A 12,939-nucleotide genomic window follows, 5' to 3' on the forward strand; every position below is an offset into this window, starting at 1 on the left:
ACGAGCCCAACGAGCCCAACGAGCCCAACGAGCCCAACGAGCCCAACGAGCCCAACGAGCCCAACGAGCCCAACGAGCCCAACGAGCCCAACGAGCCCAACGAGCCCAACGAGCCCAACGAGCCCAATGAGCCCAATGAGCCCAATGAGCCCAATGAGCCCAACGAGCCTAACGGGCCCAACGAGCCCAACGGGCCCAACGAGCCCAACGGGCCCAACGAGCCCAACGAATGGCCGGCGCGTCTCCCGAGGTCGATCAGCCGCCTATGCGCGCGATCAGGCCGTTCAGGCCATGAACGTACCGGCCGTGCACGATGCCGAACTCGGCGTTGACCTGGTCCAGATAGCGCGAGGTGCCCGATTTGTCGTGCCAGCGGTAGGCGGTGAGCGGCGAGTTCACGAAGTGAAAGTCGATGCCGGACAAAATGACCCGGAGCCAGTAGTCGTAATCCTGCGTATAGCGGAGCGATTCGTCGAACCAGCCGATCCGTCCGATGACGCTCCGGTGCATCATGACCGTGCAGCCGTTGATCGGGCAAAAGGTATGAAGCGCGCGCAGAAAATCGGCAGCGCTCGCGAACTTGACGGCCAGCTGCGGCTTCAGCAGCTCGCCGTGCGCGCCGATCAGATCGAAGTCCGTGCTGCTGATGAGCGCGCCGCGGCTCAGCATATGGCCCAGCTGTCCGGCCACCTTGTGCGGATAAAAAATATCGTCGGAGCTGAGCCAGGCGATGTACTCCCCGGTAGCCATCCGAATGCCGTAATTCAGCGCGCTTGCCGTGCCGCCGTTTGCTTTGCCGATGTAGTGAATCCGGGACCGGTAAGGGTCCAGCAGATGCTGATTGGCAGTGGAGCCGTCGTCAACCACGATGACCTCGATATGGGGATACGTCTGTGCCAGGGCGCTGGCAACCGCCTGGTTGACATAGCCGTCGTTATAAAAAGGAATGATGATACTCACCAAGGGGCCCGACACGAGCATGCCCTCCCTTCCACGCATCTGTACATAACAGTCTATGTATCAGATGAGAGGGGAGGCACGACGCTTGACAGGGGGCAAGCGTCACAGTCGTCAGCGCCGGCTGCAAGCGGACAGATACGCCCGGAGCGCCGAAGGCGCGGCAGGTCCCATGGGAGCCGAGACATGCAGAGTCGTAGTCGCGTCGATCGTCGTCAGACGCCCCAGCGCAGCAGCAGGCCGGCCTGTGTGAGTCCGCTGCCGAACCCGTACAGCGCGACCGTCTGTCCCGCCGCGAGCCGGCCGTCCCGCACGGCCAGATCGAGCGCCAGCGGGATCGAGGCCGCGGACGTATTGCCATACTCGGCCGCGCTCGTCAGCGCGCGCTCGTACGGCAGTCCGAGCCGCTCGCAGATCGCCTCGATCATGCGCAGATTGGCGCTGTGGGGCACGAGCCAATCGAGCGACTCCGCCGCGAGGCCGGCGTCGTTCAGCAGGCTGCGCACGCCGTCCGGCACAGTGGACAGCGCCCACTTGTACACCTCGCGGCCGTTCTGCACGATGCGGCCGTCGCCCGCGAGATGCTGCCCGTTCCATTCGCGCGACAGGCCGGACGCGTAGACGTGGATGCCGCCGCCGCCGTCCGTCACGGCGTGCGACGCCAGCATGCGGCCTTGCTCCGCAAGCTCCACGAGTACGGCGCCCGCGCCGTCGCCGAACAGGATGCAGGTGGACCGGTCCGTATAGTCCGTAATCTTGCTCAGCGTCTCGGCGCCGATGACGAGAATCTTGCGGTACATGCCGGACAGAATCAGACCGTTCGCCGTCTGGAGCGCGGAGACGAAGCCCGCGCAGGCGGCGTTCAGGTCGAAGGCGAGCGCTGCCTTGAAGCCGAACGCCGCCTGCACGCGCGAGGCGACCGACGGGAACGGATTGTCCGGCGTCGTAGTGGCGACGAGGACGCCGTCGATATCGTCGGTCGCCGTCGGGTAACGGCGCAGCAGATCGCGGACGGCGGCGATCGCCAGGTCGCTGGTGTATTCGTCGTCGGCTGCGATGCGCCGCTCGCGGATGCCCGTGCGCCGCACGATCCATTCGTCGTTCGTATCGACCAGGGCGGACAGCTCTTCGTTGGTCAGTCTGCGCTGCGGCACATAGCTGCCGATCGCGGTGACGGCGGAGCGGGATTGAAGCGCGGGTACGCGCGGATCCATGATCTGCAAGTCGATCGCCTCCATATAGTATCTGGTACTAATACTAGGTAATGATATCATAAGCTGTATTCGAGCGGGTGTCAATCTTTGTGTAATGTCAGTACAGCCGCACATGTGCAGGCTTTTTCTTCATTTTATACGATTTGCTCACAAACATCAGAATAGTTCACCTTCACGGAGCTCGATTGGTCAACATCGATCCGAGAGTACACTGTAAGCGCAGCAGAACCTGCGTTAAGCTCAATAAAGCATCGTTGATTATTGGAACTTATAGCGCTAAAAGGATCGTCGCCAAACTGTAGTGAAAAGTACTTTGGGTCGAGGGAGGAACCGTATATGGATTATTTGTTTCATCATCCTCGGTTGCAGGCATGCAGGCGGGAAGGGTCATCGTATCGATTTGACGAAAAAGGCGGGGGGGTATTTTATCGCCTTAACGGCAAGCAGCTGGAAGGGTATACTTACTTGCTCGCGGATGTGGAGAACAAGGAAGACTACGCCATCTGCTTGAATGTTAGCTTTTGGGAGGAACATGAGGATAAAGCCTGCGATTTGTTTATCGCCGTGGGCGTGCTGCCTCGCGTGACGACTACGATATGTGTTCCTCTGCAATATTTGGACGGACAGACGCTGTTCGGACCTCGCCGCCCCGGCATATTGAAAACAGTCGTAAAAGGCAATCGAATCAACCTGGATCGATTGGCGGCCTTTTCCTTAGGTTTGCCTGCCTCCCACAGCCAAACGGAGCTGACGGTAAGCAACGTTCGTCTGTCGAACACGGAGCCGATGTTGGACGCCAATCTGCACGCGCTGGTCGATCCCTTGGGGCAATATGCCAAGAGGGAATGGATCGGCAAGACGGGAAGTATCGAGGAGAGCAATCGCCGTCTAACGGCATTGAGAGCCGAGGCGCAGCAATTTTTAGCGAATCATGAGGACGGATTTTACGGGGCGGCGGACATCAAGTTCGAGGCTACCGGTTATTTTCGGGTGGAACGGGAAGGGGAGCGGCATTGGCTGGTCACGCCCGACGGACACGGCTTTTTTAGCAGCGGAATGGATTGCGTCCGCCCTCATTCGCCGGGTCCTCTGGACAGCGGTACGGAAAGTCGGGATTATCCGGTCGAGAACCTCAAGCTGGCTTTCGGAGCGGAATGGAATACAGCTTGGAGCGAGATCACCAAGTACCGCTTGATCCAGTGGGGCATCAATACCGTTGCCGCATGGAGCGATCACGAATTTTCCCGGCGCGCCAAGATTCCTTTTGTGGCGATGCTGAACCATTTTCCTGCGACGACCGCTGCCATTTACCGGGATTTCCCCGACGTATTTTCGCAGGAATATGAGGCGCAATCCCGTGTATATGCCCGTCAGCTGGACGAGTACCGGGGCGAGAAGTGGCTGATCGGCTATTTTATGTCCAATGAGCCGAATTGGGCTTTTGTGGACCGCCTGAATTTGGGCTACGAGCTGCTTCGAAATCCGGCGCAGCTGGCTTCCAAGAAGCGGTTGATCGAATTTCTGAAGGCGCGTTATGCCGATTTGGATGCGCTTAACCTGAGCTGGGGAACGACGGTGTCGAGCTATGAGGATCTGTTCGGGCTGGGGGATTTTCCGGTGGTAGCCGAGAGGGGATTGGCCGATCTGCAGGCATTCTCGCGCATCCTTATCGACGAATATATCCGGGTTCCCGCACAGGCGCTCAAGCAGGCCGATCCTCATCACTTAAATCTGGGCATTCGATACGCTTATATCTCAAGCTCGGACCTATACAGCGGCAGCGCGTATTTCGATATTTTCTCAATCAACTGCTACGAGCATATGTGCAGAACTGCGGTAGAAGAGGTATACGGCCATGTCGGAAAGCCGGTGATGGTGGGAGAGTTCCACTTCGGCGCTATCGATCGGGGATTGCCGGCTACCGGCATTCGCGGCGCGCTGGACCAGGAGAACCGCGGCAAGGCCATCCGCCGTTACATTGAAGATGCGGCAGCGCAGCCGAACTGTGTGGGCGTGCATTATTTTCAATTGAACGATCAGCCCTTCTTGGGCCGGTTCGACGGCGAGAATTACAATATCGGCCTTGTCGATGTGTGCAATCGGGCGTATACGGAGGTCACGGAACCTTTATCCGAGGCGAACAGACGGCTTTATTCGCTTCGGAGCGGAGCCGAGAAGCCGATTGAGGAGCCGGTCGCTTATATACCTGCCATCTTCTACTGAACGCGGTATGATAGCCAGCCTTGCGGCGGGATAGCCGTGCAGAAAAGCGCTCGGACATGCAGAGTCCATCCCAAGACAAATACAAATGGCTTCACCCGAAAGGGAAGCCATTTGTCCTAAACTCTTTATCTGAGAGGCGCGAAGCCGGATACCGGCTTTAAAATTTGTTCTACGCGCGATAGCACGTCTGCCGTTAAGTTTAGGTCGACAGCCTTTATGTTTTCTTCAATCTGCGATGGACGGCTGGAGCCGATGATGGCCGAGCTCACGTTCGGTTGGCGCAGCACCCATGCCAGAGCAAGCTGCGATAAAGTAAATCCAAGTTCTGCAGCCAACGCTTCCAGCTTGGCGGTGCACGTGAGCACATCCTCACGCAAATAGCTGTTAATCACGCCGTTCGTCTTTTCATTGGCTGCTCTGCTGTCTTGCGGTATCGTATGGCCAGGCTTATATTTTCCGGTCAATACGCCTTGCGCAAGCGGCGAGAAGACGACCAGTCCAATACCGTCCAGTTGGCATTGCTCGATTACATTTTCTTTCTCGATATAGCGTTCAAACATATTATAGATGGGCTGATTGGAAACCAAAGGACGCAAATTTAATTTTCTGCCTAAAGCTGCTGCTTCTTCAATCTGCGATGCGTTCCATTCGCTGACGCCGGCATAGAGGATTTTTCCTTGAGCGGTCAGATCGTCAAGTGCGCGAAGCGTCTCTTCGATCGGCGTGTTATCGTCGAAGCGATGGCATTGATAAAGATCAATGTAATCGGCTCCTAACCGTTTCAGACTGGCTTCGCACTGTTCTACGATATGCTTGCGGGACAATCCGCGTTCATTCGGTCCGTTTCCTTGCGGGAAGAACACTTTTGTCGCCAGCACATAACTGCTCCGATTGTATGCTTTTAAAGCATTGCCGAGTACCTGTTCAGCGCCCGAATAGGAATTGGACGTATCGAAGAAGTTGATCCCAAGCTCATAAGCTCTTGAGATGCAGGCGGCCGCCGTCTCCTCTGCGGTCGTCGAACCGTAAGTCAACCAGCTTCCCAGACCGATTTCGCTTACTTGAAGTCCGCTGTTACCGAGCCTTCTGTATTTCATAATATAGATCCCTCCGAGATTAATGATCCCATCCAGAATAAAGGCTAAACTTAACTTCAGGTCAACACCTGGATGGAAAAAATATAGGGGGAGATTTAGATGGAATATTCAATCAAGCAAGTTGCAGAGAAATTGAATTTACCTATTTCCACTCTTCGCTATTATGATCGGGAAGGGTTGATGCCCTTATTAAAAAGAACGGAGTCGGGCATCAGAAAGTATTCGGAAACGGATATTTCCTGGCTGGAGTTAGTATGTTGCTTGAGAAATACCGGCATGCCCTTGGAGGAAATCAAAGCATTCATGGAATTATGCTTAACGGGCTCGTCGACCGGCGAGCAACGCAAGGAACTGCTTGAACAGCATAAAGCTTTTATTTTAAGCCAGATGAACATGCTGAGTCGCAGTTTGGAAATGATCAATTACAAGCTTGCAAACTATAACGAAATAGGAATCTTTCATATAATTTGAGGAGATGGAGCCATGAACGGACCTTTATATCGCGATCCTGTTTTTGACGGCGCGGCGGACCCTGTCGTGATCTGGAACAGGCAGGCGCAGCAATGGTGGATGGTGTATACATGTCGGCGAGCGACGGCAGAGGGAGCAGGCGTCACATGGGTTCACGGCACCGATCTCGGCGTTGCTTCATCCCATGACAACGGAAATAGCTGGACGTATCGGGGGACTTTGCAGGGGCTGGATATCGAATGGGGACGCAATACGTTCTGGGCGCCGGAGATCATCTGGCATGAGGGGCAATATCATATGTACGTAAGCTACATCCAGGGGGTGCCGGACCGCTGGGAAGGCCACGCACGTCGCATTCTTCATTATACGAGCCCGGACTTGATGGACTGGACTTATCGTTCGACGCTCGCGCTCAGTTCCGACCGGGTGATCGACATCTGTGTCTATCCGCTGCCGGACGGTCGCTTCCGGATGTGGTACAAGGATGAAGATAACGGTTCGTTCACCTATGCGGCCGACAGCGACGATTTGTACGACTGGAGAGTCGCAGGTCCGGTTCTGACGCATCGAGGGCATGAGGGACCGAATGTTTTCCGGCTTAAAGGATATTATTGGATGATTGTGGACGAATGGCGGGGACAAGGTGTGTTCCGTTCGGACGATCTCATACATTGGGAGCGGAACGGAATCATTCTCGATCAGCCCGGTATTCGCGAAGACGACGGATCAATCGGTTTTCATGCCGATGTGGTGGAGCAGGGAGAGGAGGCTTATATTTTCTATTTTACGCATCCTGAGCGCGGGGAAGCGAATCAATCGGAGTTGTCCTCGCATGCCAGACAAAGGTCTTCCATTCAGGTTGCCCGATTAGACGTGGCGGATGGTGTGCTCGTATGCGACAGGAATGAGCCGTTTACGCTTTCTCTCCGATTGAATGACGATTCGATACGATGAAGCCGATATAAGAGCGAAGTGAAGAACCGTTAAGACGCCGCGTCCCCGGTCGCTCATTTACGTGCTGCTCGCGTTCGTCTCGCTGATCGTGCTGTTCCCGATTTGTATCAGTATCTTCCGGGGCAAAAAAATCATCATGGCGCTGTTCGTCGCCGCGATGATCGTGCCGTTCTATACGACGGAGGTCGCCAGATTCCAGATCAGGTAATAGCCGCCAAGCAGGAGCAAGCGTGGAATCACAGGCAGAAGGCGAATCCGCGAACATGCGCGGATTCGCCTTTTTGCCGATTGCATGAGCGGGATAACGGGGACGGTCGGATACCGTCCTCCCTCCACCCGGATTTAGCCTTTGCGGCTCGGCAGCTTGGTGACGGAGCCGGTGCCCGGATTTTGCTCGGAAGCGAATTCCGTGTCGCTTTGGCTCGTGGACGGGAATTTGTTCGCGTTCACGTTGGCGCCTTTGCGGGTCGTTCCGTTTTGCTTGTTGTTCGGCATCTGTCGCACCCCCGAATATGATGTACAGCCCCTTTAGCTTCCCGAATCCGCATGCCGAATATACGGAGCGCGGCCGGCCTAGATCCCGAAGTCGAAGTCGGGGTATACGTACGGATCTTTTGCGGGTTTGATCTTGACGGATTTGTCCGCCTTCAGCAGCATGACTTCCGCTCCGGTGGCCGCATATACCGTTTTTTCGAGCGTGCCGGTAATCGTCATCCAATCGTCGTTTTTATACAGCTTTTCGTCCACATACTCGACGATGATGCCGTAGGGGAGCGCATCCGCCGTGCAGCACTGGACGGCGAATCGTCCGAGTACGAAGCGGCCGTCGCCGATCGTTTTATCCCGATAGACGAAGCCCGAGAGCGAGATCTTGCGGCCGATGAACCGGTCGAGGAAGAAATCCAGGGTGGTCAGCGTCTCGATATAGCTTTTTTCCTTCACTTCAATGACGGGCTGACGGTACAGCTTGAAGGCGTACTTCGCATAGGGCTCCATCAACGAATCGTGCGGAAAAAGCTTGTCGAGCTCGGAGTCGGCAGAATCGGAAGAAGCGGCGGACTTTGCGGAGTCGGTGGCGGAATCGGCGGTCGCGGCGGAATTGTCGGAAGCCGGGTTCTGGCCCGGGATCTCGCGGTTCGGCTCGGATGCCGCCGCTTTTCCGGAAGCATCCGGCGATGCAGTCGGCGCTAGGACTGTGTTCTGGACTGCTGGAGCGTCCGCTGCTCCTGCTTTTGATTTCAATGCGGATGCGCTGTTCAGGTTGATGCCCTTCTGGGAGGCCATCGCGCTCCCGATCGTCGTGTCCGGCGACAGGAAAAAGACGGCCAGCGGGATGACGAACATACTATAGACGGCAAGGTGACGATGCCATGGTCCGGCCGGCGCATGGCTGCACTGTTCGTCGCATTCGTGAGCATGCTGGCCATTCCATTCGCGCAGCGCCTGGTAGAAGAGGGACGCGGCGATCAGGTAGAGCCCGGCTGCCGCCAGCTTCGTGTAGATAGCCATACGGGGTGCGATATACAGCTGCAGATGTCCGATATTGTGCAGATGAACGATGTAAAAAGCGATGCCGGCCAGTATGACTGCGCGAACGAGAGAATGGGCAATCAGGCGGTAGTCGGTCGAATGGGGCATATGAATCGAATCTCCCTTCATCCATGACGGCTTGTCCAATAACCGGCAAGCCACGAGAAAACGAGCACGAACAATGTGACCAGCACGATAAGACGAACGACAAAACGGGATTTGAACACGGACAGCAGCATCAGCGTATTTTTAAAATCGATCATCGGTCCGTAGACCAGAAATGCCAACAGCGCGCCTTTGGGAAACAAACCTGTAAAGGAGGCGGCGACAAAGGCGTCGGAAGTCGAGCAGAGCGAGATCAAATACGCGAAGCCCATCATCAGCAGATGCGATCCGAGCACGCCCCCGCTCAGCTCCAGCAGCTCGCCCCGGCTGACGAACGTCTGAATAAGGGCGGTCAGAAGGGCGCCGAGCATCAGAAATTTTCCCATCTCAAAAAATTCGTCGGCGTCGTGCGTGGCGAGAGAGAGCAGTCGTGACGATCCGCCGGACGCGTCGTGCGAATGCGTGTGTGCATGTGTATGCGTATGATGGGGCTGATGGCCGGACGGGACGACCCCGGTCGCCGGGCCTGGCGCTGAAGTTCGTATCGGATTGGCACGCTGGAACAAATAAAGCGTAATGCCCACGGCTACCGCTACCGCAAAGCCCATCAGGGTACGGTACAAAGCCATATCTGTCATCGTGCGGAAAGCGGCGTAAGTCGCGAAATAAGTTACGGGATTTACGATAGGCGCGGCCAGTATATAAGCGATTCCGATATAGACAGGCATGCCTTTGCGGAGCAGCCGGCGCACGATCGGGATCATGCCGCACTCGCATACGGGCAGCAAGATGCCCAATAGACAAGCGCACAGGACGCCCAATACGGGGTTGCGCGGCAGCCATCTGGTGAGCGCGGCTTCCGAGACGAACAGATTCAGCAGCGCCGATACAAGCACGCCGAGCAGCATAAAGGGCAGCGCTTCGAGAAAGATGCTCACAAATATCGTTTTGATCGCTTGCCATTGTGAACGATCGACATGGGTGATCCGGGCCAGAGAGCCGATGCCCTGTCCGGTGAAAATAAGATAGAGCAATATGAGACAGCCAATCGTAGCCGAATTCAGCGTCCATCGGTACACCAACGAAGACAAGCCGTTCACCTCGCTATGCTATGTATTGCCTGGTATTCTATTAGATCGTATGCGAGAGAGAAGAGAAATGTTCTCTTAAAATAAAAATTTTAGCTGCTAGATTAGAGGCGAGAACGAGAATTGACAGAGCTAGCGGTCTCTGTTACCTTTATTTAAGAGTAATTATTACGAATTAGCAAGTGGAGATGCGAATCGCCTCTCGTAGTGAAGGCGATGGCGGCTGCCGGGCATCGAGATGGCGAATCGCCTCTCGTAGTAAAGGCGATGGCGGCCGCCGGGCACCGAGATGGCGAATCGCCTCTCGTAGTGAAGGCGATGGCGGCCGCCGGGCACCGAGATGGCGAATCGCCTCTCGTAGTGAAGGCGATGGCGGCCGCCGGGCACCGACGTGGCGAATCGCCTCTCGTGGTGAAGGCGATGGCGGCCGCCGGGCACCGAGATGGCGAATCGCCTCTCGTGGTGAAGGCGGTTATCTTTTTGGACAACAGTAGTAATAATTACAATTATACGACTTTGGAGGCACAAAATGAATTCAAAAGTGAAAAAAACATTGCTTGTATCGGCCGGGTTGACGTTGCTGCTGGCGGGCTGCGGCAAAAACTCCGGGGCATCCGACGCGCAGGACGACGCCAAGCTCAATGTCGTTACGACTTTTTATCCCATGTATGAATTCAGCAGACAGGTCGGAGGGGAGCACGCGAATGTTACTGCGCTCATTCCGCCCGGCGTCGAGCCGCACGATTGGGAGCCGAGCGCCAAGGATATGGTGAAGCTGAAGGAAGCGGACGTTTTCGTGTACAACGGCATCGTTGAGGGATGGGCGGAAGACGCGCTGTCCAGCGCGGCGAACGACAAACGGCTGGTCGTGAAGGCGAGCGAAGGCATCACGCTGATGGAAGGATTGCCGGAGGAAGAGGAGGAAGGCGAAGAAGCGCATGAGCACGAGCATGAGCATGAAGACCATGCGCTCGATCCCCATGTATGGCTGAATCCGGTATTGGCGCAGCAGGAGGTGGCCGCGATCGAGGCTGCATTCGAGCTGGCCGACCCCGAACACAAGGACGACTACAAGAAAAACGCGGAAGCGTACATCGCCGAGCTGAAGAAATTAGACGAGCAATACCAAGCCGGATTGAAGGATACGAAGCGCAAGGAGTTCGTCACCCAGCATGCGGCATTCGGCTATCTTGCCAAGCAATACGGATTGACGCAAGTGCCGATCGCGGGCTTGTCGCCCGAGCAAGAGCCTTCCCCGGCCAGCATGGCCGATATCGCCGAATTCGCCAAGCAGCATCAGGTCAAGACCATTTTCTTCGAAACGCTGGTCGAGCCCAAAGTAGCGCAGACGGTAGCCGACGAGATCGGCGCCAAAACGGATGTGCTGAATCCGCTCGAGGGCTTGACGGATGAGGACAGGAAAAACAATCTCGACTATATCGGCATTATGAAAAATAACCTGGAAGCGTTGAAAAAGGCGCTGAACGAATAGTGCCGAGGCACGTTAGCCGAAGGAGACCCCTAAGAAGGTCTCCTTTTCGATATGAAATCGCTTGTCGGCTTCGAAGCCGCTCTATCTTTTCAACAATATCAGCAAAATTCAGTCCGATAAAGCAATAAATTTCATGTTCACTTTATCATTACACTATCCTCGATGCTCGAATTTAAATACACTCATTCGTGCAATCAATCATTCGGACAAGGAGGCGAATGCAGGACAAGACTTGGATGGATAAAAGTAGTCGCAACAAAATGGAAGCGCTCTATTTATCTAATTCAAATCATGGAGGAATGTGTAGTGACGGCTCAGACGTTAAACCCGCAATCGGCGGCAAGAAAATGGATCATATGGATGGCGGCTTGTCTCTTGATTCTCTCTCTCGGCATGCTTCAGCCGAAGCCGACGGCCGCGGCAGCGCAGACGATCGCCAACGGTACGCCCTGGAAGGATGTCAACAATGCGACGTTCCAGGCGCATGCCGGCTCGATCCTGAAGGTCGGCTCGACCTATTACTGGTATGGGGAAGACAAAATTCACAATAGCGCAAACTTCAAAGCGGTCACGGTCTATTCCTCGACCGATCTGAAAAGCTGGAAATGGCGCAGCTATGCGCTCACGACTTCGTCCGCGGCGGAGCTGGCTTCCTCCAAGATTGAGCGGCCCAAAGTCATTTATAACGAGTCGACCGGCAAATATGTCATGTGGGCGCACTATGAGAACGGCTCGGACTATTCGCTCGCACGTGTGGCTGTCGCCACCTCCTCCACTCCCGCGGGACCGTTCACGTACCAGGGCAGCTTTCAGCCGAACGGCAAAGCCTCCAGAGATATGACCCTGTTCAAAGACACGGACGGACAGGCCTACCTGATCTCGTCGTCCGACAACAACTACAACCTGAGACTGTACAAGCTGACCTCCAACTATCAGGGCATCGCATCCGAGATGAACATGATCTACAATGGGGATCATCGCGAGGCGCCGGCGATCGTCAAGAAAGGGTCGACATACTACCTGATCACGTCCGGGGCGACCGGCTGGTATCCGAACCAGGCGATGTACTCGACGGCGACCAATCTGAACGGACCGTGGTCCGCGCTCCAGCCGATCGGCAATTCCTCGACATTCTACTCGCAGCCGGCGTTTATTCTGACCGTGCAGGGCAGCAGCGCGACGTCGTACATTTATGTAGGCGATCGCTGGAATTCGAGTACGCTGGGCGATTCGCGGTATGTCTGGCTGCCGCTCACGCTGAACGGCACGACGGCTTCCATGGATTATTACGACAATATCAGCGTCGATGCGGCGACAGGCGCCGTCTCGGGCGTGTCCAACGGAACGCTGCTGTCGCAGGGCAAGCCTGCGACGGCGCAATCGGCCGCATCGGGCTCCCCGGCCAGCTATGCGAACGACGGCAATTACCAGACCAAGTGGGTGGCCACGAGCGTCACCTGGCCGCATTGGTGGAAGGTCGACCTGGGGTCGGTGAAGACGGTCAAAAACGTGCAGCTGTCGTGGTATATGGTGAACGGCTCCGAAGGCTTCTACAAATACAAGATCGAGACGAGCACGGACAACGTCAACTGGACGGTTGCGCTGGATCGGACCAATAATACGACTTACGGATTTACGTCGGACACGCTGTCGGCTTCGGCCAGATATGTGCGCATCAATATGGTCGACGCCGACCTGTGGAACAATCCGGGCAACTGGTATACCCCGCAGCTATGGGAAGTGAAGGTTTACGGCACGTAATCGACTCGCACACGTTCGTCCGGCAATAAGGAATTGAAGCTGGGAAC

Annotated in this window: 13 protein-coding genes; 7 read left to right on the forward strand and 6 right to left on the reverse strand. The window is 55.8% G+C overall.

Features of this window, described 5'->3' with window-relative positions; genetic code table 11:
- Positions 1-255 precede the first annotated feature (255 nt).
- Together VQ071_RS28560 and VQ071_RS28565 are read right to left on the reverse strand one after the other, a co-directional pair.
- Positions 256-975, reverse strand: a complete 720-nt coding sequence (locus tag VQ071_RS28560) for a glycosyltransferase (RefSeq protein WP_445293353.1) — start codon at positions 973-975, stop codon at positions 256-258.
- Between the two features lie 197 nt (positions 976-1,172).
- Positions 1,173-2,171: a ketoacyl-ACP synthase III gene (locus VQ071_RS28565; RefSeq protein ID WP_340518352.1), complete on the reverse strand. Its 999-nt coding sequence runs from the start codon at positions 2,169-2,171 to the stop codon at positions 1,173-1,175.
- Between the two features lie 336 nt (positions 2,172-2,507).
- Between VQ071_RS28565 and VQ071_RS28570 the strand changes: the two genes are divergently transcribed.
- Positions 2,508-4,394: a hypothetical protein gene (locus VQ071_RS28570; protein WP_340518268.1), complete on the forward strand. Its 1,887-nt coding sequence runs from the start codon at positions 2,508-2,510 to the stop codon at positions 4,392-4,394.
- A gap of 125 nt (positions 4,395-4,519) precedes the next feature.
- On the opposite strand, the gene VQ071_RS28575 is transcribed toward VQ071_RS28570, so the two are convergent.
- Positions 4,520-5,491, reverse strand: a complete 972-nt coding sequence (locus VQ071_RS28575) for an aldo/keto reductase family protein (protein ID WP_340518271.1) — start codon at positions 5,489-5,491, stop codon at positions 4,520-4,522.
- Between the two features lie 99 nt (positions 5,492-5,590).
- Here VQ071_RS28575 and VQ071_RS28580 point away from each other — a divergent pair, with 99 nt between their 5' ends.
- The 3 genes from VQ071_RS28580 to VQ071_RS28590 all read left to right on the forward strand — a co-directional run bounded on the left by VQ071_RS28580 (position 5,591) and on the right by VQ071_RS28590 (position 7,124).
- Positions 5,591-5,962, forward strand: a complete 372-nt coding sequence (locus VQ071_RS28580; RefSeq protein WP_340518273.1) for a MerR family transcriptional regulator — start codon at positions 5,591-5,593, stop codon at positions 5,960-5,962.
- A 12-nt stretch (positions 5,963-5,974) separates the two neighbouring features.
- Complete coding sequence (locus VQ071_RS28585) at positions 5,975-6,916, forward strand: glycosyl hydrolase (RefSeq protein WP_340518274.1); 942 nt, start codon at positions 5,975-5,977, stop codon at positions 6,914-6,916.
- 61 nt (positions 6,917-6,977) lie between these two features.
- Positions 6,978-7,124 (forward strand): hypothetical protein, encoded by a 147-nt coding sequence (locus tag VQ071_RS28590; protein WP_340518276.1) that lies wholly within the window; start codon positions 6,978-6,980, stop codon positions 7,122-7,124.
- A gap of 134 nt (positions 7,125-7,258) precedes the next feature.
- Here the strand turns inward: VQ071_RS28590 and VQ071_RS28595 are convergent, their stop codons facing one another.
- From VQ071_RS28595 to VQ071_RS28605, 3 genes are all read right to left on the reverse strand, one after another.
- Entirely contained in the window at positions 7,259-7,411 is a 153-nt protein-coding gene (locus VQ071_RS28595; RefSeq protein WP_340518278.1) for a hypothetical protein, read from the reverse strand.
- A gap of 78 nt (positions 7,412-7,489) precedes the next feature.
- Positions 7,490-8,554 carry a TIGR03943 family putative permease subunit gene (locus tag VQ071_RS28600; RefSeq protein ID WP_340518281.1) on the reverse strand — a complete coding sequence of 355 codons (1,065 nt, stop codon included), beginning with the start codon at positions 8,552-8,554 and terminating at the stop codon, positions 7,490-7,492.
- 17 nt (positions 8,555-8,571) lie between these two features.
- Positions 8,572-9,642, reverse strand: coding sequence for a permease (locus tag VQ071_RS28605; RefSeq protein WP_340518283.1), 1,071 nt, complete (start codon positions 9,640-9,642; stop codon positions 8,572-8,574).
- A 179-nt stretch (positions 9,643-9,821) separates the two neighbouring features.
- Here VQ071_RS28605 and VQ071_RS28610 point away from each other — a divergent pair, with 179 nt between their 5' ends.
- The 3 genes from VQ071_RS28610 to VQ071_RS28620 all read left to right on the forward strand — a co-directional run bounded on the left by VQ071_RS28610 (position 9,822) and on the right by VQ071_RS28620 (position 12,892).
- The gene (locus VQ071_RS28610; RefSeq protein WP_340518285.1) at positions 9,822-10,133 is read left to right on the forward strand and encodes a hypothetical protein; all 312 of its coding nucleotides are present in this window, start codon (positions 9,822-9,824) and stop codon (positions 10,131-10,133) included.
- A 35-nt stretch (positions 10,134-10,168) separates the two neighbouring features.
- On the forward strand, positions 10,169-11,131 hold the full coding sequence (locus VQ071_RS28615) for a metal ABC transporter substrate-binding protein (protein ID WP_340518287.1): 963 nt from the start codon (positions 10,169-10,171) through the stop codon (positions 11,129-11,131).
- A gap of 306 nt (positions 11,132-11,437) precedes the next feature.
- Positions 11,438-12,892: a family 43 glycosylhydrolase gene (locus VQ071_RS28620; RefSeq protein WP_340518288.1), complete on the forward strand. Its 1,455-nt coding sequence runs from the start codon at positions 11,438-11,440 to the stop codon at positions 12,890-12,892.
- The last annotated feature ends 47 nt before the right edge of the window (positions 12,893-12,939 follow it).

The sequence above is a fragment of the Cohnella sp. 56 genome, from assembly GCF_037963805.1.
In the GTDB taxonomy this organism is placed as follows: Bacteria; Bacillota; Bacilli; order Paenibacillales; family Paenibacillaceae; genus Cohnella.

Excerpts from the sequence above, each read along its gene's own strand:
- VQ071_RS28615 (WP_340518287.1), top strand. The coding sequence starts at position 10,169 with ATGAATTCAAAAGTGAAAAAAACATTGCTTGTATCGGCCGGGTTGACG.
- VQ071_RS28600 (WP_340518281.1), bottom strand. The coding sequence starts at position 8,554 with ATGCCCCATTCGACCGACTACCGCCTGATTGCCCATTCTCTCGTTCGC.
- VQ071_RS28565 (WP_340518352.1), bottom strand. The coding sequence starts at position 2,171 with ATGGATCCGCGCGTACCCGCGCTTCAATCCCGCTCCGCCGTCACCGCG.
- VQ071_RS28595 (WP_340518278.1), bottom strand. The coding sequence starts at position 7,411 with ATGCCGAACAACAAGCAAAACGGAACGACCCGCAAAGGCGCCAACGTG.
- VQ071_RS28570 (WP_340518268.1), top strand. The coding sequence starts at position 2,508 with ATGGATTATTTGTTTCATCATCCTCGGTTGCAGGCATGCAGGCGGGAA.
- VQ071_RS28580 (WP_340518273.1), top strand. The coding sequence starts at position 5,591 with ATGGAATATTCAATCAAGCAAGTTGCAGAGAAATTGAATTTACCTATT.
- VQ071_RS28575 (WP_340518271.1), bottom strand. The coding sequence starts at position 5,491 with ATGAAATACAGAAGGCTCGGTAACAGCGGACTTCAAGTAAGCGAAATC.
- VQ071_RS28585 (WP_340518274.1), top strand. The coding sequence starts at position 5,975 with ATGAACGGACCTTTATATCGCGATCCTGTTTTTGACGGCGCGGCGGAC.